This is a genomic window from Hyphomicrobium sp. DMF-1 (assembly GCF_027886585.1).
GTDB lineage: Bacteria > Pseudomonadota > Alphaproteobacteria > Rhizobiales > Hyphomicrobiaceae > Hyphomicrobium_C > Hyphomicrobium_C zavarzinii.
On record NZ_CP115706.1, the window covers coordinates 1,624,364 to 1,645,151 of the forward strand.

The following is a 20,788-nucleotide window of genomic DNA, read 5'->3' on the forward strand; positions in this document are numbered from 1 at the left end:
TTATCAGGCCGGTTGGGCGGTGGCTTTGATGGATGCGCTCGTAGCGCGCTCGATGTCGTAGAGAAGGCCGCCGCGCCGCGCGTAGACCCACCACGTGATGGCAATGCACGTGACATAGAAGATCAGGAAACCCCACAAGGCCGCTTCTGGGCCGCCGGTCAGTGCGATCGACGTGCCGTAGCCTTTGGGAATGAAGAATGCGCCGTAGGCTGCGACCGCCGAGCTGAAGCCGATGATCGCGGCACTCTCCTTTTCCGCATTGCGCCTGCGTGCCGCGTCGTCGGCGTCCGGCATCAAGCGGTCCATTTCCTTGCGCATGATGGCCGGGATCATCTGGAACGTTGAGGCGTTGCCGATGCCGCTCACCAAGAAGAGGAAGATGAACATCGCGAAGAAGCCGGCGAAGTTTCCGAGGCTCAGGAAGTAGAGAACGCCCGCGACGCCGCCTGTCATGCCGATGAACACCCAGAACGTCACCCGGGCGCCGCCCCACTTGTCGGCGATCCATCCTGTCGCGGATCGCGATATGGCGCCGACGAGAGGGCCGAGGAACGCGTAAGCGAGGGCGTTCACCTCGGGGAACTGGATCTTGGCCAGCAGGGGGAAGCCTGCGGAATAGCCGATGAACGAGCCGAATGTGCCGGTGTAGAGCCAGCACATGATCCAGTTGTGCTTGCGCTGGAAGATGACCGACTGCTCGCTGAAGGAGGCTCGCGCGGAGGCGATGTCGTTCATGCCGATCCACGAGGCGAACGCGGATGCCACGATGAAGGGAACCCAGATGTAGCCTGCGTTCTGCAGCCACATCGGGAAAGTCTTGTCGCCTTCGGTGACCATGACGGGGGCTCCGCCGAGCCATCCGAAGACACCGGCTGTGATGACGAGTGGCACCAGGAACTGCGCGACGCTGACGCCCAGATTGCCGAGCCCGGCATTGAGCGCCAACGCGTTGCCCTTCTCGCGCTTCGGGAAGAAGAAGGAGATGTTCGACATGGAGGATGCGAAATTGCCGCCGCCAAAGCCGCACAGAAGCGCCAGGACGAGGAAGATCCAGTATGGCGTATTCGGGTTCTGCACCGCCATTCCGATGCCGAGGGCCGGGAATATCAGCGACCATGTGGCGAGGGTGGTCCAGAGCCGCCCGCCAAAGATCGGGACCATGAAGGAGTAGAAGATACGTAGCGTGGCGCCAGAAAGGCCGGGAACGGCTGCGAGCCAGAACAACTGGTCGGTGGTGTACTGGAAACCGACGGACGGCAGCTTCGCGACGACCACGGACCACACCATCCAGATTGCGAAGGAGAGCAGCAGCGAAGGAATTGAGAGCCAGAGATTACGCCGCGCGATGGCGCGCCCCTTCTCCTCCCAGAACACGGGCTCCTCCGGCCGCCAATCCTCGATGAGGGCGGGACCCATCGCGCCGACGTGGTGCGGCTTGTGGATGGGCAGCATTTCCGGAAGCTGCGGGAGTTCGGACAGCTTGGTATCGCCCGCCTCCTGCTCCATGTGCCGGATGGCGAGGTGCATCCAGACGAGGGAGGCGGTGACGATCAGGAAGAGCAAGGCGAAGCAGCTCGTCCAGAGTCCCGTCAGGTCGTTCAGGATGCCGAAGACGATCGGCAGGATGAATCCGCCGAGGCCACCAATCATGCCGACGAGGCCGCCGACGGCACCCACGTTATTCGGGTAGTAGACCGGGACGTGCCTGTAGACGGCCGCCTTGCCCAGGCTCATGAAGAAGCCGAGCACGAACACAATCACGGTGAAGGTGATGAGGCCGATCTCGAACTGGAAGGTGATCGGGCCGTTGATGCCGCGCACCACGTATTCCGTCGGGGGATAGGAGAGCACGAACGTGCAGGCGATGGAGACGAGGAAGGTCCAGTAAAGGACGCGGCGCGCGCCATACCGGTCGGACAACACACCGCCGTAGGCTCTGAAAATGCTGGCGGGAATGGAGTAGGCGGCGGCGATCATGCCGGCGGACGTGATGCTCACGCCGTAGACGCCGATGAGATAGCGCGGCAGCCATAACGCGAGGGCAACGAAGGCGCCGAAAACGAAGAAGTAGTAGAGGCCGAACCGCCAGACCTGAATATTCTTCAGAGGCGCAAGCTCGAGCCATGCACTCTGTGGCTTCTCGCCCTTGAGCTTCCGTTCGCGGATGACGGGGTCATCCTCGGTGGTGAACCAGAAAATGATCGCCATCACGGCGATCGCTGCTGCCCAGACCTGGGCAACGGTGTGCCACCCGTAGGCGACGAGCACGAACGGGGCCACGAACTTTGTGACGGCCGCGCCGACGTTGCCGGCGCCGAAAATACCGAGTGCGGTTCCTTGCTTGCCCGCCGGATACCACCGCGACACATAGGCGACGCCTACCGAAAACGCGCCGCCAGCGACGCCGACCGCGAGGGCGGCCAGGAGGAATTGCGGGTAGGTCTGCGCGTAGGTCAGCAACCAGGTTGCGACGGCCGCTGCAAGCATGACGACCGTGAATATGCGCCGGCCGCCGTATTGATCTGTCCAAATGCCAAGAGCGATGCGAAGCAGCGAGCCCGTGAGAACGGGCGTGCCAACGAGAAGGCCGAATTGCGTCTCGTTGAGGTTTAGCTCCTGTCTAATCTCGATCCCGATGATCGAGAATATTGTCCAGACCGCGAAACACACGGTGAAAGCGATCGTCGAGATCCCGAGCGCGCGGTTTTGCTCTTGCTTGCTAATGTTTATTTCGGCCGTCATAATACTAGCTCTCCGCTCAGCATTCGGCAGATGAGCTATATCGATCGCATGATCGATATGATCTATTATTGACCGCAGTTAATCGGAGAAAGTTGCGCAATTCGCCTATCTGAAAAGTCGGATATTTAATGCGCCATCGCGCGCCAGATTATAAGTATTTGATATTCATGGATATCGGCTGGCGATTTTTTTGTCGTTTGGATGCGCTTAGGATGGGTTGCAAGCTTTTATTGTGCCATCCAGAGGGTGGCATTTTGGCGCAACCAGCTGCGTCATTTGTGGTAATTTTAAATCGAAAACGATGAGCGTTTGGCATCCCGCTCGCGCGCTCCGATTTGTGCTTGTGCCTCAGAACCATGGCGGCGCGCTGTAATAATAGTTCTCCGTTTATTTGTTTGTCGCGCAGCAAATAAGGTTTTGCCTGTTTTTGATTTGAGCTTGGTATGGCGAAGCAAGATGTCGCGCTTTGTAATTTGTGCGCCGCACTTGACTTTTGTTAAGTGCTGATTGTTGTCAGAAAATATGTCGATCGGGAAATTTGGAATTTAAGACGATGTTCAAACGGCTCGCTCAGTGTTCCGCTTATCGGGGAGGAGGCGAGTATGGCCCGTTCAATTGTTCCGACTGGTAGAGAGATTTTTTTTGAGCCCGGCGAAATCATCGTGTCGAAGACGGATCTCAAAGGGCGTCTGACATACGTCAATGACGTCTTCATGCGCATCGCGGGCTACAGCGAACGGGAGTTGCTGGGAGAGCAGCACAGTATCATCCGCCATCCCGACATGCCGCGCACGGTGTTCAAGGTGCTGTGGGAGACGCTGCACGGGGGGCAGGAGATTTTTGCGTACGTGAAGAACATGGCGAAGAGCGGCGATCACTATTGGGTGCTGGCTCATGTGACGCCGTCGCTGGATGCCTCAGGCAACGTCATCGCTTTTCATTCCAATCGCCGCGTGCCGAGCCGCAAGGCCGTGGACGCGATTGCGCCCGTCTACGATGAGGTTCTTAGGGTCGAGGATGGGCATCGAAACGCGAAGGAAGGATTGGCGGCCGGGGCGCGCTATCTGGGTAACTTCATAAAAGCAAAGAAGACGAGCTATGACGAACTTGTGCTCTCTCTCTAAGGGGCTTGGGGCGAGCGCGGTGTGCGCCGGATCGCTGGTGCTCTCCATTGCCGGGCAAGTGCTGGGATGGACGCTTTTATCAAATGCCTCTGCTGGCATTGCGCTCGTGGCTTCGGTTGTCGCTGGCGTCTTCATATGGAGAACGTACGGGGTCGTTCGTCAGGCTGGCCGGGTGTGCCGTGCCGTTGCGGACGGCGATTTCGAGGTCCGTATGGTGCACGTTCGCGAGCGCGGCGCGCTGGGGGCATTGCAATGGTCCATCAATGGCATGATCGATCGTTGCGATGCCTACGTCCGCGAGTCGGCGGCTGCGATGGAAGCGGTGCGGGCAAACAAGTACTATCGCCGTATCCGCGAGGAGGGGCTTCACGGTGCGCTCCTCGTTTCCGCCCGGACGATCAACGACGCCATGGGATCAATCGAGAGCCGGATCCGATCGTTCGAACGGGCGACCGAGGGCTTCGAGCAATCCGTCGGCGACATTGTCGAGCGCGTGTCGACGGCTTCAGGTCATATGGGCGAGGTCGCAACACGGCTCGACCGTGGTGCGGGCGAGACGTCCGAGAATGCCTCGGGCGTGGCGGCGGCTGCGGAGCAGGCGACGGCCAACATTCAGTCCATTGCCGCTGCGTGTGGCGAGCTTCGCGGCTCCGCTCAAGAGATCGGCGTTCAGGTGGTTCGTTCGGCCGAGTTCGTAAAAAGGGCGGTCTCGCGCTCTGCCGAGGCGGAGGCGACCATCGGCGAGATGGCGACGGCGGGGCAGAATATCGCGGAGGTTGCCGGCTTGATCCGGGCCATTGCGGCGCAGACCAACCTTCTCGCGCTCAACGCCACCATAGAGGCAGCGCGGGCCGGTGAGGCCGGGAAGGGATTTGCGGTCGTAGCGGCGGAGGTGAAGTCTCTTGCTTTGCAGACGGCGCGCGCGACAGGCCAGATCGATGTGCACATCGCCGAGGTGAAGGGTGCAACGCGTGGCGCAGTAGAGGCCGTTGCCGAGATCAACGGGCTTGTTTCGGAGGTCAATCAGGTCACGTCCGCCGTCGTCGATACGGTTCACGCTCAAACGCGTGCCACGCAGGAGATCGGCGACAACATCGAGCAGGCATTGGCAGGGTTCCGCGACATATCGGCTAACATCTTCAGGGTGACCGAGAATGCCGGCCAGACGGAGCGTCTGGCCAAGGGAACGAAAGAGGCCTCGGTTGGATTGGCGGCGGAAGCGGATCGTCTTGCGGGGCAGGTGCGCGAGTTTCTGCGGGCGCTCTGGGATGGGCCGCTCCAGGGGCATCGCGAGGAAGACAGGGCCAACGATCGGCCTCCGGCCAAGTCCGCACCGAAACTGAGGCTGGTCGCGTGAGGTAGCGGCGAGCAGCTATGGCGGGCGGGAGGGAGGCTCGATAGTGTGCCTCCGCGATCCCCGACTCGTCAGGATGAAAACGGCCGTGTCTCAACATATCGAAGAAGCCGCCCCGCTCGCTATCGTTGCGGAGGAAGCGCCTTTGCGCTCCAAGCCTTCGAACTATCCCGAGCCGTACTTCAGCCGTATGGCGAAGCGGGAGAAACGACCGCTCGGAGATATGTTCGGGCTCCGCAATTTCGGGGTCAACCTCACGACGCTTCTGCCGGGCGGGGAGTCGGCTCTTTTACATCGGCACAGCAAGCAAGACGAGTTCATCTACGTTCTCCAGGGCGCTCCAACGCTGGTCACGGATCAGGGGGACGTGGATTTGATGCCCGGGATGTGCGCTGGGTTTCCGGCCGGAGGTGTGGCTCATCATCTCGTGAACCGCAGCGCGGAACCTGTGGTCTATCTCGAAATCGGTGATCGCACGCCGGGCGACGAGGGAACGTATCCCGCCGACGACCTCAAGGCCGTTCTGGACGCTGACGGACGGTGGATCTTTACGCGCAAGGACGGCGTGCCCTACTGAAGGCAGCACATCGGATTTCGCGAGAATAGCGCCGCGCGGGTTGAAAGGTTCGCTGGAGAGACGCTATCCGGATACGCGATTGCGTCCTGCCGACTTTGCGGCGTAGAGCTTCCGGTCTGCGCGCTGGAAGAGGATGGTCGCGTTGTCTCCGAAGCGGAGTTCCGCCACACCGAACGAGGCGGTCACTTTTCCGATGCTCTGGCCGGAATGTCTCAGTGTCAATTTCCGTGACTCGAACTTCTTGCGGATGCGCTCGGCGACCGATTTCGCCGCTTCAAGACCGGTCCCAGGCAGGATCAACGCGAATTCCTCGCCGCCATAGCGTGTCGCGACGTCGGTATCTCGCACCGTAGACTGGATGATCCTCGCCAGCATTTTTATGACTTCATCGCCGACCTGATGGCCGTGCTCGTCATTGATCCGCTTGAAGTGATCGATATCGGCGAGGACCAAGGCGAGGGGGCGCGCGCCCTCCTGGCAACTGGTTATGGCAGCCGTGAGCTCCTGATCGAACGTGCGCCTGTTGCCAATGTTGGTGAGGGCGTCCGTGCTCAGCTCCTTTTTTGCCTGGGAAAGCTGCTGCTCCACGGCCTGCTTCTCGGCGGTCTTGTTTTCAAGCTCCGCCAAAAGCTGCGTAGTTTCCTCGCGCGATCGCTGATGCTCAGCCAACAGCTCGTTCAAGATGGAGCTCACCACTTGCGCGTCCATCTGTCCGCGGATCTTGTCGCTGAATTTTCCGAGCTGGCCAGCGTAGCTGCCGTTCGTGTCGATGAGCTTGCGCAGGATCTCCGCGACGCGCATCATCTCGCCCTCTACACGCTTGCGTTCGCCTTGGCCGAGGAGGCCGGCGACAAACGTGCGAAGCGACTGCCAGGATAGCACTTTTCCAGAGAGCCGGCCGCTTCTGGCGAGCAGATGCATGGCGCCAGAAAGAGCGCCGAGCGCGGCGATGATGACAATCGTAATTCCGAGAAATGCCAGCGGGTTGTAGTTCGTGGAGTGAGCGGCACCATCGGTTCCGACAGGCACCGTATAGAGGGTTCGGAATACGGAAATGTCGACGCCAGATTTATTCAGCAGAACAATGAAACCCGCAGCGCAAAGGAATGTGGCTGCGAGGATCGTGGCGGGAGTGAGCCTGAGCAGGTTCATGAGGGATATGATCTAAGGCATGCCGCAAGGATTTGCAGCTTTGGGCTGATGGATGCCCCGTTAGCGTCTATGAAAATATATACGTAATGCCGTGTCTTAAAACGTGGGTCACGAAGCAGCGCCCTGCACTTTGTTTAGGTCCGGTCGCGCCCGTGTCAAGTGTCTCAACGGCCTAGTTCCTTTCTGGTCATGGCTAAGTTAGGGGGCAGAACGCCGTGTGCGATTGCGCCTTTCGGCTGCATGATTTCGCGGGGTTCTTGCCCCATCCCCGAAGGGCAAGTGCCGAGAATGTTTCAGAGACTCTGTCCGGCGCGGGCGGTGATGCCGCGCGGGAAAAGACGCCTCCTCTCTCTCTCTCTCCGAGCCGGCGGTCCGCAAGCTCCGACCGGCACTTGAGGGATGTCAAGCGGGAGCGCACGGACGTAACTATACTTCTTTCATCAAGTTTGCGCGAGCCCACGTTTCTTGTGGGGCCCGTCTCGTTGCCGCCGGTTGCACCAGAAAGAAGAGAGACCATCATGACGTCCTTTGCCCAGAAAGTTGCGGTGGTTTTTGTTGTGACGGCGGGGTTGAGCCCCCTCGCGGCGGCGGCCGAATACGAGATCGGCGCAGCGCAGGTCATCCACGGCATGGAGGTCGCCGCAGTCTATCTCCAGCCTGTGGAGATGGAGCCGGAAGGCATGATGCTGGCGGCTGCCAAATCTGACATTCACCTCGAGGCCGATATCCACGCGGCCGCCGACAACAAGAACGGCTTCGAGGATGGCACATGGATCCCTTATCTTTCTGTTCGATACGAGTTGAGCAAAGCCGGCGGTGAGACGGTTTCCGGAGATCTCATGCCGATGGTAGCGAGCGACGGGCCGCACTACGGAGACAACGTGAAGCTCTCCGGACCAGGCTCGTACAAATTGCGTTTCACTGTGAGCCCGCCAGGCGGCACAGCCCATGCGCATTTCGGCCGTCACATCGATCGCGAAACGGGCGTCGGCGAATGGTTCAAGCCGTTCTCGGTCGACTATGAGTTCGTGTTCGCCGGCACAGGTAAGAAAGGTGCTTATTGATCGCCAGGCGATGACGCGCGCAGGGGGCGCGATCCCGGTGGCGGCGTGCACGCCGCCCCGGGATCTGTGGCGTGGGATCGGCGCTTGGCTGCTGGCCAATCAGCATGTGATCCGAAGAGTTCAATGGGGTGTGATCGCGGCTTACCTCGTGCTGCTGATCGTTCCCGCAGCGCTTCCGCTTCCGGATCGTTTCTCCCATATCTCGAACAATTTCACGCTGTTTGCCCAGTTCGTATTCTGGGGACTTTGGTGGCCGTTTGTGCTGCTCAGCGTGGTTCTGGCAGGGCGCGCCTGGTGCGGTCTCTTCTGTCCCGAAGGCGCCTTGAGCGAATGGGCAAGCCGGCATGGCCAGGGCCGTGCCATTGCCTCTTGGGTGACATGGCGAGGATGGCCGCTCGCGGCCTTCGTTTGTACGACGGTCTACGGGCAGATGGTCAGCGTCTATCAGTATCCTTCGGCGGCGCTGGTCGTTCTCGGCGGCTCGACGGTTGCGGCGGTTCTCGTCGGAGCGACGTTCGGGCGGGCCAAGAGGGTGTGGTGCCGCTTCCTCTGTCCGGTGAGCGGCGTGTTCGGCGTGCTCGCGAAGCTATCGCCTTTCCACTTTGCCGTGGATGCCGAGGCTTGGCAGGCGTCACACAACGTGCCGAAGAGCCAGCTCCCGCGTGTCAATTGCGCGCCGCTCGTTCCGATCCGCACCATGCGCGGTGCGAGCCAATGCCACATGTGCGGACGCTGCAGCGGGTTTCGCGGCGCCGTCGGGCTGGTTCGCCGTTCGCCCAATCATGAAATCGTCGAGGTGGCTGGCGACACGGCGGATGCGTGGGAGACCGCGCTCATCGTCGTCGGCATGATCGGCATCGCGGGGGGCGCCTTCCAGTGGTCGGTCAGTCCGTGGTTCGTCGCCTTGAAGCAGAGCCTCGCCGCCTGGCTGGTCGGCCATGGTACGCTGTGGCCACTGGAGGCAACGGCGCCGTGGTGGATCCTTACGAACTATCCCGCAAATAACGACGTTCTAACGCTGCTCGATGGTGCTCTGCTCGTTGTCTACGTCGCGACGGCCGCGGCTTTCTTAAGCCTCTTCATCTCGCTCGCCCTTGCCGGTGCCACGCGAGTGCTCGGTCACTGGTCCTGGCAGCGCTTTCATCATCTGGCGCAGGGGCTTATTCCGATCGCGGGCTGCGGGATCTTCCTTGGATTGTCGAGTTTATCGGTCACTCTTCTACGCGCGGAAGGCGTGCAGCTCGCTTGGGTCGGGTCGGTCCGCATGGCTCTGCTCGCGGGAGCCTTCCTCTGGTCGCTGGCGTTGGCCGCCGCGATTTGCCGCCGCTATGCGCATTCGAAGGTGCGTTACGCGACGGCGCTTCTGGCCTTTACGCTGGGGGCCGCCGTCGCGAATGCGAGCCCCGTCCTGCTGTTCTGGGTGTGGTGAAAACTCTCCGAACACCACAGAGATAGAGAGCACCGCCGCTGGAACCAATCGTGCCGGCTCGGGCGTTCTCATTGGCATGGACGAGATCGTGGAACAGGCTCGAAAATTTGCGTACCAGCGTCATGGCTTCGGGCGCCGCAAGCACGAGGATGGGCTTCACACCGAGCATCTCGAGCGGGTCGTGGCGCTGTTGAGGGATTACGGCTACGATGCGCCTGCAATCCTTGCTGCGGCCTATCTGCACGATGCGGTCGAGAAGGCTTCGGTGAGCCTCGCGGAGATCGCAGAGTCCTTTGGTCCCGACATAGGCGAGATCGTATTCTGGCTGACGGACGCGCCGGGCGAAGCGGACCCTTTTCAAAAGGTGGTGTCGGCGTGGCGTCTCTCCAGGGCGCCCCTGGCCGCGAAAGTGATCAAGCTTGCTGATCTCATCGACAACACGCGGACCATCCTAGCCCATGATCCCGCATATGCGGAGACCTACCTGGCGAAGAAGGCTCTGATCCTGTCACACATGGCGCGCGTGGAGGGTGATGCGCTCACGAGGCTGCCGCTCTATGCGGAAGCGAGGGCGGGGCTCGGTGCGGAGGCGCCTTCGCGCGCGTGATGCGGCTCAGCGGTGCAGGCCGGGGGCTTCGTATCCCGTGCGCTCCACGTACTCGGTGTAGCCGCCCCCGTATTTGTGAATGCCGTCCGGCGTCAGCTCAAGCACCCGATTGGAGAGGGCCGCGAGGAAGCGCCGGTCGTGGGAGACGAACAGCATCGCGCCTTCGTATTGGGAAAGGGCAACGATCAGCATTTCCTTCGTCGCCATGTCGAGATGGTTGGTCGGCTCGTCGAGGACCAAGAAATTTGGTGGATCGTAGAGCATCTTGGCCATGACGAGGCGGGCCTTCTCGCCGCCGGACAGCACGCGGCACCTTTTCTCCACGTCATCACCGGAGAAGCCGAAGCAGCCCGCGAGCGAGCGCAACGATCCCTGTCCGGCTTGCGGGAAGGAGTCTTCGAGCGACTGGAACACCGTGCGTTCCCCGTCGAGGATGTCCATGGCGTGCTGGGCGAAATAGCCCATCTTCACGCTGCCGCCGATGGTCACGGTTCCTGTGTCCGGTTGCGTCGTGCCGGCCACTAGCTTCAACAAGGTGGATTTTCCGGCGCCGTTGATGCCCATCACGCACCAGCGCTCCTTGCGGCGCACCTGGAAATCCAGTCCCTCGTAGATGCTGCGGCTGCCGTAGCCCTTGTGTACGTCCTTGAGGGTAACGACGTCCTCGCCGGAGCGTGGGGCTGGCGCAAATTCGAAGAGCACGGTCTGGCGGCGTTTCGGAGGCTCCACGCGGTCGATCTTGGCGAGCTGCTTCACGCGGCTTTGCACCTGTGCCGCATGGGAGGCGCGGGCCTTGAAGCGCTCGATGAACTTGATCTCCTTGGCCAGCATGGCCTGCTGGCGATCGAACTGCGCCTGCTGCTGCTTTTCGTTCAGGGCGCGCTGCTGCTCGTAGAATTCGTGATTGCCCGAATAGGTGGTGAGGGTTCCGCCGTCGATCTCGACGATCTTCGTCACGATGCGGTTCATGAACTCGCGGTCGTGCGAGGTCATCAGCAGCACGCCGTCGTAACCCTTGAGGAAATCCTCGAGCCAGATGAGGCTTTCGAGATCGAGATGGTTGCTCGGCTCGTCGAGCAGCATGGCGTCCGGCCGCATGAGCAGCACACGAGCGAGCGCGACGCGCATCTTCCAGCCGCCGGACAACGCGCCCACGTCGCCGTCCATCATCTCCTGGCTGAACGAGAGGCCCGCCAGCACTTCGCGCGCCTTTCCTTCGAGTGCGTAGCCGCCAAGCTCCTCGAAGCGGCCTTGCACCTCGCCATAGCGCTCGATGATGCTTTCCATCTCGTCCGCGCGGTCCGGATCGGCCATCGCGGCTTCCAGCTCCTTGAGCTCGGCGGCTACCTCGCTCACGGGACCGGCGCCGTCCATCACCTCCGACACGGCGCTGCGGCCAGCCATTTCGCCGACATCCTGGCTGAAGTAGCCGATCGTCACGCCGCGATCGACGGCCACCTGGCCTTCATCCGGCTGCTCCTCGCCGATGATCATCCGGAAGAGGGTGGTCTTGCCTGCTCCGTTGGGGCCGACGAGGCCAACCTTCTCGCCTCTGTTGAGAGCGGCGGACGCCTCGACGAAGAGGATCTGGTGGCCGTTCTGCTTGCCGATATTGTCGAGGCGAATCATATGCGGAGGGGTCCCTGGAGCAAATCCAGCGCACCCTTAGGCCATGCAGCGGGCGCAGGGAAGGGGCCTGTCCGCTCCCGGATATGGAGCCGCAGCGAAGAGCCGCAGGAAGGCGGCTTCGCGCTAGCCCGATGCGTCCTCGCCTTGCGCGTCACGTGCTGCCTGGGCGGGCGCGGCTTTCCGGCTGAGCAGCGGGTCCTGCAACACGACCGTGCGCGTTCCCGTGGGCGTGCGGTTGAAGAGGTCGATCGCGTCATGGTCGAGCAGGCGGATGCAGCCGCTGGATGTCGCCTTGCCGAGCGTCGAGGGGCGCCCGCCGCCGTGAATGCGATAGAGCGTGTCGCGGCCGTCCTGGTAGAGATAGAGAGCGCGTGCGCCGAGAGGATTTTCGGGGCCGCCGGGCATGCCGCGCGCATAGGGTGCGGTGCGCGGATCGCGCGCGACCATTTCGGCGGGGGGCGTCCATGTGGGCCATTCTGCCTTGCGCGCGATGGTGGCGGTGCCGTTCCAGCCGAAGCCTTCTCGTCCTACCTCTATTCCGTAGCGCATCGCCCGGCCGTTACCGCTGACGAGATAGAGATAACGCCGGGGCGTATCGACAACGATTGTGCCCGCGGGCTCCGCGGTTTCGTAGCGCACCAGCTGGCGGCGGAACTTGGGATCGAGCTTTTCGAGATCGGCCGCGGGGATGGGGAAGCGCTCGCGAGGCAGGGCCGCATAGTTCCTGCGGTCGGCCTCGCTCACATCGTAGGCGACGCCGAGCCAATCCAAATCCATGTTGCCGGAGGCACAGCCCGACAAAGACGCGGCCAGGCCGACGAGAAACAACCTTCGGTGCAACATGTCATGATCCCCCAACTGGCATACGTGACCCCAACGACGCGTGAGGCCACGTGCCGCCGCATGTGCGTGCAGACGCATCTCGCGTTCCGTGCGGCGTATGCCTAACGGTCCAGATTAAGGGAAACTTAAGGGCCACCGAGACCGGGAACGGCGGCGTTTTTATTCGCCGAGCGTGGTGCTTCGGCCGCTATCGCAGGAATTTCCGGAAGCGGCGGAGCGAGAACGCGAACAGGATGCTGCCGATCGTGAGGAGCGCGACGAACTGCGGCCAGACCACATCCAGCCCGGCGCCTCGGAACAGAATAGTTTGTGCCAGGATGACGAAATGCGTGTTCGGCGCGGCCAGCATGATGAACTGAATGATCTCAGGCATGCTTTCGCGCGGGGTGACGCCGCCCGACAGGAGCTGCAGCGGCAGGAGGACGAGCATGAGCAGCAAGCCGAACTGCGGCATGGTTCCGGCGACAGTGGCCAGGAAGATGCCCATGCTCGTGGTGGCGAAGAGATGGAGCGCGGCGCCAACGAGGAACAGCGCGATCGATCCTTCGACGGGAACGGAGAGCAAGCCCTCTACGATGACAAAGAGGGAGAACGCCGACGCCAGCAGCACGACGATGCCCATGGACCAGATCTTGCTGATCATGATTTCGGTAGGCGTAACCGGCATGACGAGAAGGTGCTCGATGGTGCCGTGCTCGCGCTCGCGGATGAGGGCTGCACCCGTGAGCACGATCGACAGCATGGTGATGGCCATGATGACGTTCGTGACGGAGCCGAACCACCCTTTGTTCATTTCCTGATTGAAGCGGGAGCGCAGCGTCAGCTCGACAGGCAGAACGGTGTTGGTCCGGTGACCGCTCAGAAACTCGCTCACCTCACTCGAAACGATGGACTGCACATAGCCGCCGCCGCTGAACGCCTGCGTCATACGGGTGGCGTCGATGTTGAGCTGAATGGTCGGCGATCTTCCGGCGAGGAGATCGCGCTGGAAATTCGGTGGAATGTCGAGTGCGAATGTGTCGACCCCGGAATCCATCCGCACGTCCATCTCGTGCTGCGAGATCAGCGCAGGCGCCAGGAAGTATGGAGGATAGAAGGCCGAAACGATGCGGGTGGATACGGGGGACCGGTCCTCGTCCACGATTGCGATCGGCGCCTGATTGAGCGTTTCCGGCATCGCGCGGGAGGCTGTGTAGATCGAGATCGTGAAGGCGTAGACGATCAAAACCAGAAGCATGGGATCGCGGAGAAGACCGCGAAGCTCCTTGATGCCAAGCTGGAAGATATTACTCCGGTGCATGATCATGTCGCCTGCTTCTTGAGGAGGCTCGCGCCGAGGCCGATCAGGATCGGGCCCGAGATCAGGAGCGGAACGAAGCTTCCCGCCAGGTCTCGGAATTCCAGCGCCTTCGAGAATGTCCCGCGGGCGATGGTGACGAAATAGGTGGTCGGGTAGATCTGTCCGATCAGTGCACCGGCGCCTTGCAGCGAGGAGACGGGGTCGATGATGCCGCAGTACTGCACGGCGGGAATGAGCGTGAGCAGGGCAGTGCCGAAGATGGCGGCGATCTGGCTCTTCATGAAGGTGGAGAGCAGAAGCCCGAACGCGGTGGTCACCGCCACATAGATGAGTGCGGCTGACGCCAGGGTGAGGAAGCTTCCGGTGAAGGGCACGCGGAACGCGAACACCGCGAAGCCGGCCAGCAGGAAGAAATTGAACATGCCGAGGGCGATGTAGGGGATCTGCTTGCCGATGAGGAATTCAAGCCGTGTGACCGGCGTCACGTAGAAATTGATGATCGAGCCCAGCTCCTTCTCGCGCACGACGCTGAGGACCGAGAGCATCGCCGGGATCATGAGAAGCAGAAGCGGGATCACCGCCGGGACCATGGCCACGAGGCTCTGGATGTCGGGATTGTAGCGGTAGCGGAGAGCGAGCTGGAAATCGCCAATGGTGGCGGCGTCGCCGTAGATCTCGCGTGATTTCTGCGCGAGCCAGGTTGCGTGCATGCCTTGCACGTAGCCGCGGACGTTCTCGGCGCGCGTCGGCATGGCCCCGTCGATCCACGCGCCGATCTCGACAGGGTCGCCACGCGCCGTATCGCGGCCGAAGCCGGGCGGGATCTCGATGGCGAGGCTGATCTCGCCGTTCCGCATGCGGCGATCGAGGTCGGCGTAGTCGGTGATCGGAGCCTTCTCGGTGAAGTAGCGGGATCCGGCGATCTGGAGGGTGTAGTCGCGGCTCACCGTGGTGTCGTCGCGGTCCAGAACCGCGAAAGTCAGGTTCTCGACGTCCATGTTGATGCCGTAGCCGATCACGAACATCAGGATGACGCTGCCGATGGTGGCGAGCGCGCCGCGAATGGGATCGCGCTGCAGCTCGAGCGATTCGCGTTTCGTGTAGGCGAACATGCGCCGGAAATCGAAGAGGTGGCGGAGGCCGCGCGAAGCCGACGTCTTGCGGGGTATTGGTTTGGGCTCGGACGCAGAGAGGGTCTCTGGCGGCGCCTTCTCTTTCTCTTTCGCTTCGCCGATGGCGTCCTCGAGATAGGCGACGAAGGCTTGCTCGAGCGTGTGGGCGGAGCGTTTTGCGACGATGGCGGCAGGGGTGTCGCTGATCAGTACCTTGCCCGCATGCATGAGCGAGATGCGATCGCAAAGCTCCGCCTCGTTCATAAAATGCGTCGAGACGAAGATGGTGACTTTATCTTTGCGGGAAAGGTCGGACAGGATTTGCCAGAAGGCATCTCGCGCAACGGGGTCCACGCCGGAGGTCGGCTCGTCGAGGATGAGGATGTCGGGCGAGTGGATCATTGCGACGGCGAGTGAGAGGCGCTGGCGGATGCCCAGCGGCAGGGAATCCGGCAGGGCGTCCATCACCTCCGTGAGATCGAAGCGCTTCGCCATCTCCTCAATGCGGGCGGGGATCGCCTCCGGCTTCATCGCGAACAGGCGCGCGTGGAGGTCCAGGTTCTGCGCGACCGTCAGCTCCGTGTAGAGCGAGAAGGCCTGGGACATGTAGCCGACGCGGCGGCGCACCTCGATGTCCTTTGGGTCGACCTCCCGCCCGAACAGGCGGGCGATGCCGCTGGTAGCCGGTAGAAGACCGGTCAGCATCTTCATGGTCGTGGTCTTGCCGCATCCGTTGGATCCCAGAAATCCGAAGATCTCGCCTCTCTCTATGCGGAAGCTCACGTCGTCCACGGCCGTGAAGGTTCCGAAGCGCATGGTGAGGTGCTCGGCTTCGATGGCGATCTCGCCGTCGTCGGCCGGATCGCGCGGCGGAATGATCACCTCGCGGTGGCCTTGGCGCATTTCCTCGGGAAGCAGCGCGATGAAGGCCGCGTCGAGATTGGGGGCGCCGGTTTTGGCAAGAAGATCCTGCGGCGTGCCGGTCGCCAGCACGCGCCCCGCATCCATGGCGACCAGCCAATCGAAGCGCGCTGCCTCCTCCATGTACGCGGTGGCGACAACGACGCTCATTCCCTCGCGGCTCGCGCGGATGGAGTCGATCAGCTCCCAGAACTGACGGCGGGACAGAGGATCAACGCCGGTCGTCGGCTCGTCGAGAATGAGGAGATCGGGGTCGTGAATGAGAGCGCAGCACAGGCCGAGCTTCTGCTTCATGCCGCCGGAGAGTTTCGCGGCAGGCCGGTCGGCAAAGGGACTGAGGCCGGTCCGCGCGAGCAATTCGGCGATGCGCCGCTCGCGCTCGTGGCGGGCGTGCCCGAAGAGACGCCCGAAGAAATCGACGTTCTCGAAGACGGAGAGTGTCGGATACAGGTTCTTGCCGAGGCCCTGCGGCATGTAGGCGATGCGTGGACACGCCGCTTGCCGATGGCGGACCTCGGCCATGTCGCCGTCCAGCACCTCGATGTGGCCGCTCTGAATGGCGCGCGCCCCCGCGACGAGAGCGAGCAGGCTGGATTTGCCAACGCCGTCGGGGCCGATAAGGCCCACCATGCATCCGGACGGGAGGTCGAGGGTGATGCCGTCGAGCGCGCGGATCTTGCCGTATGTGAGCGCGACGCCTTCGAGGCGCGCGACCGGGGGACGGACGTCGGGCGTGCTGTCTCGGGGGGCTACGTTCATTTGACAAGATTTTCCGAAAGCCGCTTCGGCCATTCCGCTTCCGGATCGAGCTTGACGTAGGCCATGCCGGGAAGGCCGGTCTTCACCTGTTGGATGTGCTTACGGAGCAATTCGGGAGGGATCTGAGCCTTGATGCGGAACATCAGCTTCTGGCGCTCCTCCTCCGTCTCCACCGTCTTGGGCGTGAACTGGGCGACGTCGGCTACGAACGACGCGTTGGCGGGGATGACATATTGAGGTGCGGCGTCCAAGACGAGGCGGATCTCGGTGCCAAGCGCGACGCGGCCTGCCTGGCTGGTGGGCAGGAAGAACGTCATGTAGACGTCGCCGAGATCGACCATATTGAGGACACGTCCGCCGGCAGAGAGCACTTCTCCGGGCTGGGCGACGCGATACTGTACGCGGCCGTCGCGCGGGGCCTTCAGCGTGCTGTCGTTGATCTCGACGGTCAGGCTCTCGATGGCTGCGCGGGCCGCTTCGACCGAGGCCTCGGCGTCGACCACGAGGGCCTTGGCCGCGCTGATGGCGGCTTCGGTCGCGGCCTGCTGTGCCTTGGCTGCTCCGACGGCGGCCTTCGCGCCCTGCTCCGTCGCGCGATCGTTGTCGAGAACCTGCTGGGAGACATTGTCCTGTTTGGCCAGAACCTCGGATCTTGCGAGCTTGCGTTCGGCCGCGTCGAGCTGGGCTTCCTGTTGCGCGACGACGGCTATGGCCGCCGTCCGCTCGGCTTCACGCTGCACGACGACGCTCTTTGCGGTCTCGACGCCGATCATGGCGCGGCGAAGCTGGGCTTCCGCTTGGCGGCGCTGCGCTTCGAGCTGATCGGTATCCATGCGGGCGAGCACCTGGCCGATGGTGACGAAGTCTCCTTCGTCGGCCAGGATTTCCTTGATGCGGCCCGCGGTCTTCGTGGAGATGTCGATCTCGACCGCCTCGATGCGGCCGTTGCCTTTGGCGATCCCATCCGGAAGATCACCTGCGGTGAGCTTGTGCCAAGAGAAGTATCCGACGGCGATAGCGGCCAAGGCCGCGACGGCGAGCGTGCGGTTGCTCCAACCGAAGCGGCTGGGGCGGTCGGCGACGTGCGCGATCCTCTGGTAAGCGGAGCGGAGAGCGTCGGCCGCGCTGGCCAAGGCGCTGGGTCGTTGATCAGCCATCAGTGTTTCTCCGGGTCTCTAGGCCCCGCGCGGCGGGGGGACTTCGTCCGGGCGCTCGCAGGTTTGGGTCGTAGCGTATGTCGGCGACGGTATCGCATCTTGTTGCGACAGTCCTATTTGCACACCGCATACCTGCATTGATGGAGATCAACAGCCGTTGACCGGAGCGGATGGTAAGGATGCGGTGAGTGATTGGCTGTCACGGGTTCGAGGACCGGATGAGGAAGAAGCCAGCAGCACAGCCGGCGAGAGACACGCGGGAGCGAATTCTTGAGGCCGCCATCCGGCAGTTCTCGCGGCGTTCCTACGAGCAGACCGGCCTGCGCGACATCGCGACCGATGTTGGTGTGGATGTGGCTTATGTTCATCGCTGCTTCGGCTCGAAGGAGAATTTGTTTGCCGAAGCCCTGCGTGCGGCGATCGGGGCAGACCATATTTTTTCCTCTTCCGGCGGAGAGCTGCCTGCTGCGCTCGCCAGGCAGGCGTTCGCGCGGGAGGACCGGCGCTCGCGCGAAAGAGCGGGGCCGCTCGACATCGTGGTTCGGTCCTTGACGAGCCCGAAAGCGGCGTCGATCCTGCGGGACTACATCGTGAACGATTTCGTGGAGCCGCTCAGCGCGAAGCTGCGCAAGCCTGCGCAGCAAAGGGCGGCCCTGATCGCCGCGTTTCTGGCGGGTGTCGGCATTCTCCGCAACGTGCTCGAGATCGCGCCGCTTCGCGAGAGCGGAGGCGGGGAACTTGAGGACCTGGTTGCGAGCATCATTGCGACCATCGGGACAGTGGCGCCCGCGCCCCGGCGAACCTGAGGGGCTTGTGACTTTGGTTTTGTTCCGCCTCGTATCGAGGAGTGGCATTTTTTCATCAACGATGAGGTCTCGATGCTTCCTCAAGCTCCTCCCACCGCGCATGGCACCCGCTACGAAGCCTTCATCCAGAAAGCGCGTGATCTTCCGCCGATTCAGGCGGCCATCGTCCATCCCTGCTCGCCGGAGGCCGTGCGCGCGGCTGTGGAGGTGCGGGACGAGCGGCTTCTCGTTCCGCTTCTCGTCGGTCCGGAAGCCAAGATCCGGGCGGCGGCGGATGTGGCGGGCGTTTCGCTCGATGGGATCAGTATCGAATCCGTCCCGCACAGTCACGCCGCTGCGGCGCGCGCGGTGGAGATCGCCGTCGCTGGAGACGTCGAGGTGTTGGTGAAGGGCAGTCTCCATACCGATGAATTGCTGGGTGCCGTCGTGGCGCCGACGTCCGGCTTGCGCACCGAGCGGCGTATCAGTCACGTCTATGCGATGGATGTGCCTGCCTATCCCAAGCCTATTCTGATCACGGATGCGGCCATCAACATCCAGCCCACGCTCGAGCAGAAGCGGGACATTTGTCAGAACGCCATCGATCTCTTGCATACGCTCGGACTGAAAGAGCCGCTCGTTGCGGTCCTTGCGGCGGTGGAGACGGTGAACTCGAAGATGCCGGCGACGCTCGATGCGGCCGCGCTGACGGTGATGGCCTCTCGCGGCCAGATCACGGGCGCGAAAGTGGACGGTCCGCTCGCCTTCGACAACGCGATCAGCCTCGAGGCGGCCCGCACCAAAGGGATCGTGTCACCTGTTGCGGGACAGGCCGACGTTCTCGTGGTGCCCGATCTCGAAGCGGGGAACATGCTGGCCAAGCAGCTCATCTATTTCGCGGGAGCGACCGCCGCCGGTCTCGTGCTCGGCGCACGCGTTCCCATCGTGCTGACGAGCCGGGCCGATCCCATGAGCGCGCGCATTGCATCGGCCGCGCTCGCGAAACTCGTTGCCGCGCTGCGGCCCATGGAAAGGCTTCCTGCCGAATGAGCGACCAACTTCTGATCACTTTCAATGCTGGCTCGTCCACCGTGAAGATCGGGGTGTTCGAGCGAGGCGGATCTGCGCCGCGGAGGCTCGCTAAGGGCGTCATCGATTTCCGGAAGGCGCCTCTCACCTTTCACCTTGTCGAAGGTCCTGAGGTGTTCGATGTGGAACTCAGTGCGCGAGCGTCCGACGACCTGAGCGAGGTTCTGGCCGAGACGTTCGGGTTTGTCGGCAAGCACTTCGATCTCAGCAAAGTATCGGCCGCGGGGCATCGCGTCGTTCACGGCGGAGATGCGTTCTCGGGACCCGTGGTGATTGACGACGCTGCGCTCAGCGCCATGGACGCGCTCACGAAGCTCGCGCCGCTGCACCAGCCGCAGAGCCTGCGCGTTATCCGGGCCATCCGGCAGCTCCGCCCCGAGCTTCCGCAGTCGGCGTCGTTCGATACGGCCTTCCATCGCAGCAACGATCCGATCGTGCAGCGCTTCGCCATTCCCCGCGCGATGCATGACGAAGGCATCAAGCGCTACGGGTTTCACGGGCTCTCTTATGCGTCCATATCCGGGTCGCTCTCGCGGAGGTTCCCGACTGTGGCGCACGGCAAGGTGATTGCGGCGCATCTCGGCAGCGGGGCGAGCCTCTGCGCGCTCGATGGCGGGGCAAGCCGTGATACCAGCATGGGGTTCTCGACGCTCGATGGAATTCCGATGGCGACGCGGTGCGGCGCGCTCGATCCGGGCGTCTTGCTGCATCTCCTGGGCGACAAGAAGCTTCCTTTGAACGAGGTCGAGGCTATTCTCTATCATCGGTCCGGACTGCTCGGCGTTTCGGGGATCAGCGCGGACAGCCGCGAACTTCTGGAGAGCGCCGCGCCGGAAGCACGGGAGGCGATAGAACTTTTCACGCTCAGGATCGCCGGGGAGATCGGCCGTCTCGCCATGAGCGCGGGGGGGCTCGATGCCATCGTGTTCACGGCCGGAATAGGTGAGAATCAGCCGCGCGTGCGCGCTGAAGTGTGCGCGCGGCTGGCATGGCTCGGCCTCGTGCTCGATCCCGAACGCAATGCGCAGAATGCCGAGGTCATCAGTGCGGCGGGGAGCCGGATCACCGTGCTCGTCATTCCCACGGACGAGGAGCACGTGATTGCGGCAGAGGCGTGCGCGGTTCTCGGCCGTGCGGCGTGACG

Annotated in this window: 15 protein-coding genes and 1 pseudogene; 9 read left to right on the forward strand and 7 right to left on the reverse strand. The window is 62.6% G+C overall.

Annotated elements, in window-relative coordinates:
* Positions 1-3 precede the first annotated feature (3 nt).
* Positions 4-2,742, reverse strand: a complete 2,739-nt coding sequence (locus PE058_RS07255; protein WP_271030241.1) for a nitrate/nitrite transporter — start codon at positions 2,740-2,742, stop codon at positions 4-6.
* Between the two features lie 602 nt (positions 2,743-3,344).
* On the opposite strand from PE058_RS07255, the gene PE058_RS07260 reads away from it, so the two are divergent.
* The 3 genes from PE058_RS07260 to PE058_RS07270 all read left to right on the forward strand — a co-directional run bounded on the left by PE058_RS07260 (position 3,345) and on the right by PE058_RS07270 (position 5,797).
* Positions 3,345-3,866, forward strand: coding sequence for a PAS domain-containing protein (locus PE058_RS07260; protein ID WP_020088035.1), 522 nt, complete (start codon positions 3,345-3,347; stop codon positions 3,864-3,866).
* Entirely contained in the window at positions 3,841-5,223 is a 1,383-nt protein-coding gene (locus PE058_RS07265; protein WP_271030242.1) for a methyl-accepting chemotaxis protein, read from the forward strand. The genes PE058_RS07260 and PE058_RS07265 overlap by 26 nt, the downstream gene beginning before the upstream one ends.
* A gap of 73 nt (positions 5,224-5,296) precedes the next feature.
* Complete coding sequence (locus PE058_RS07270; protein ID WP_020088033.1) at positions 5,297-5,797, forward strand: cupin domain-containing protein; 501 nt, start codon at positions 5,297-5,299, stop codon at positions 5,795-5,797.
* A gap of 63 nt (positions 5,798-5,860) precedes the next feature.
* On the opposite strand, the gene PE058_RS07275 is transcribed toward PE058_RS07270, so the two are convergent.
* Positions 5,861-6,949, reverse strand: coding sequence for a GGDEF domain-containing protein (locus PE058_RS07275; protein WP_271030243.1), 1,089 nt, complete (start codon positions 6,947-6,949; stop codon positions 5,861-5,863).
* A gap of 518 nt (positions 6,950-7,467) precedes the next feature.
* Here PE058_RS07275 and PE058_RS07280 point away from each other — a divergent pair.
* From PE058_RS07280 to PE058_RS07290, 3 genes are all read left to right on the forward strand, one after another.
* Positions 7,468-8,013 carry an iron transporter gene (locus PE058_RS07280; protein ID WP_020087096.1) on the forward strand — a complete coding sequence of 182 codons (546 nt, stop codon included), beginning with the start codon at positions 7,468-7,470 and terminating at the stop codon, positions 8,011-8,013.
* Positions 8,014-8,023: 10 nt separating this feature from the next.
* Entirely contained in the window at positions 8,024-9,442 is a 1,419-nt protein-coding gene (locus tag PE058_RS07285) for a 4Fe-4S binding protein (protein ID WP_020087095.1), read from the forward strand.
* A 76-nt stretch (positions 9,443-9,518) separates the two neighbouring features.
* Complete coding sequence (locus tag PE058_RS07290; protein ID WP_020087094.1) at positions 9,519-10,049, forward strand: HD domain-containing protein; 531 nt, start codon at positions 9,519-9,521, stop codon at positions 10,047-10,049.
* Between the two features lie 6 nt (positions 10,050-10,055).
* Here PE058_RS07290 and PE058_RS07295 read toward each other — a convergent pair whose 3' ends face one another.
* From PE058_RS07295 to PE058_RS07315, 5 genes are all read right to left on the reverse strand, one after another.
* Positions 10,056-11,678 (reverse strand): ABC-F family ATP-binding cassette domain-containing protein, encoded by a 1,623-nt coding sequence (locus tag PE058_RS07295; RefSeq protein WP_020087093.1) that lies wholly within the window; start codon positions 11,676-11,678, stop codon positions 10,056-10,058.
* A gap of 123 nt (positions 11,679-11,801) precedes the next feature.
* Positions 11,802-12,521: a L,D-transpeptidase gene (locus PE058_RS07300; RefSeq protein WP_040498537.1), complete on the reverse strand. Its 720-nt coding sequence runs from the start codon at positions 12,519-12,521 to the stop codon at positions 11,802-11,804.
* A 187-nt stretch (positions 12,522-12,708) separates the two neighbouring features.
* A complete protein-coding gene (locus tag PE058_RS07305; protein WP_271030244.1) occupies positions 12,709-13,821 on the reverse strand; it encodes an ABC transporter permease in 1,113 nt (370 codons plus the stop codon).
* 2 nt (positions 13,822-13,823) lie between these two features.
* The gene (gene rbbA / locus PE058_RS07310) at positions 13,824-16,613 is read right to left on the reverse strand and encodes a ribosome-associated ATPase/putative transporter RbbA (protein WP_020087090.1); all 2,790 of its coding nucleotides are present in this window, start codon (positions 16,611-16,613) and stop codon (positions 13,824-13,826) included.
* Positions 16,610-17,770 carry an HlyD family secretion protein gene (locus PE058_RS07315; RefSeq protein ID WP_083929221.1) on the reverse strand — a complete coding sequence of 387 codons (1,161 nt, stop codon included), beginning with the start codon at positions 17,768-17,770 and terminating at the stop codon, positions 16,610-16,612. The genes rbbA and PE058_RS07315 overlap by 4 nt, the downstream gene beginning before the upstream one ends.
* A gap of 218 nt (positions 17,771-17,988) precedes the next feature.
* Here PE058_RS07315 and PE058_RS07320 point away from each other — a divergent pair, with 218 nt between their 5' ends.
* The 3 genes and pseudogenes from PE058_RS07320 (at position 17,989) to PE058_RS07330 (ending at position 20,786) form a co-directional block, all read left to right on the forward strand.
* A complete protein-coding gene (locus tag PE058_RS07320) occupies positions 17,989-18,576 on the forward strand; it encodes a TetR/AcrR family transcriptional regulator (RefSeq protein ID WP_271030245.1) in 588 nt (195 codons plus the stop codon).
* Positions 18,577-18,600: 24 nt separating this feature from the next.
* A pseudogene (locus tag PE058_RS07325) lies at positions 18,601-19,605 on the forward strand (bifunctional enoyl-CoA hydratase/phosphate acetyltransferase); the annotation flags it as partial.
* On the forward strand, positions 19,602-20,786 hold the full coding sequence (locus PE058_RS07330; RefSeq protein WP_271030246.1) for an acetate/propionate family kinase: 1,185 nt from the start codon (positions 19,602-19,604) through the stop codon (positions 20,784-20,786). The pseudogene PE058_RS07325 and the gene PE058_RS07330, both read left to right, overlap by 4 nt.
* Positions 20,787-20,788: the final 2 nt, after the last annotated feature.

What these genes read in the sequence shown, in the direction of transcription:
- PE058_RS07305 (WP_271030244.1), bottom strand. Translation starts at nt 13,821, where the DNA reads ATGCACCGGAGTAATATCTTCCAGCTTGGCATCAAGGAGCTTCGCGGT.
- PE058_RS07320 (WP_271030245.1), top strand. Translation starts at nt 17,989, where the DNA reads ATGAGGAAGAAGCCAGCAGCACAGCCGGCGAGAGACACGCGGGAGCGA.
- PE058_RS07300 (WP_040498537.1), bottom strand. Translation starts at nt 12,521, where the DNA reads ATGTTGCACCGAAGGTTGTTTCTCGTCGGCCTGGCCGCGTCTTTGTCG.
- PE058_RS07275 (WP_271030243.1), bottom strand. Translation starts at nt 6,949, where the DNA reads ATGAACCTGCTCAGGCTCACTCCCGCCACGATCCTCGCAGCCACATTC.
- PE058_RS07255 (WP_271030241.1), bottom strand. Translation starts at nt 2,742, where the DNA reads ATGACGGCCGAAATAAACATTAGCAAGCAAGAGCAAAACCGCGCGCTC.
- PE058_RS07270 (WP_020088033.1), top strand. Translation starts at nt 5,297, where the DNA reads ATGAAAACGGCCGTGTCTCAACATATCGAAGAAGCCGCCCCGCTCGCT.
- PE058_RS07330 (WP_271030246.1), top strand. Translation starts at nt 19,602, where the DNA reads ATGAGCGACCAACTTCTGATCACTTTCAATGCTGGCTCGTCCACCGTG.
- rbbA (WP_020087090.1), bottom strand. Translation starts at nt 16,613, where the DNA reads ATGAACGTAGCCCCCCGAGACAGCACGCCCGACGTCCGTCCCCCGGTC.
- PE058_RS07265 (WP_271030242.1), top strand. Translation starts at nt 3,841, where the DNA reads ATGACGAACTTGTGCTCTCTCTCTAAGGGGCTTGGGGCGAGCGCGGTG.
- PE058_RS07295 (WP_020087093.1), bottom strand. Translation starts at nt 11,678, where the DNA reads ATGATTCGCCTCGACAATATCGGCAAGCAGAACGGCCACCAGATCCTC.
- PE058_RS07280 (WP_020087096.1), top strand. Translation starts at nt 7,468, where the DNA reads ATGACGTCCTTTGCCCAGAAAGTTGCGGTGGTTTTTGTTGTGACGGCG.
- PE058_RS07315 (WP_083929221.1), bottom strand. Translation starts at nt 17,770, where the DNA reads ATGGCTGATCAACGACCCAGCGCCTTGGCCAGCGCGGCCGACGCTCTC.
- PE058_RS07285 (WP_020087095.1), top strand. Translation starts at nt 8,024, where the DNA reads ATGACGCGCGCAGGGGGCGCGATCCCGGTGGCGGCGTGCACGCCGCCC.
- PE058_RS07290 (WP_020087094.1), top strand. Translation starts at nt 9,519, where the DNA reads ATGGACGAGATCGTGGAACAGGCTCGAAAATTTGCGTACCAGCGTCAT.
- PE058_RS07260 (WP_020088035.1), top strand. Translation starts at nt 3,345, where the DNA reads ATGGCCCGTTCAATTGTTCCGACTGGTAGAGAGATTTTTTTTGAGCCC.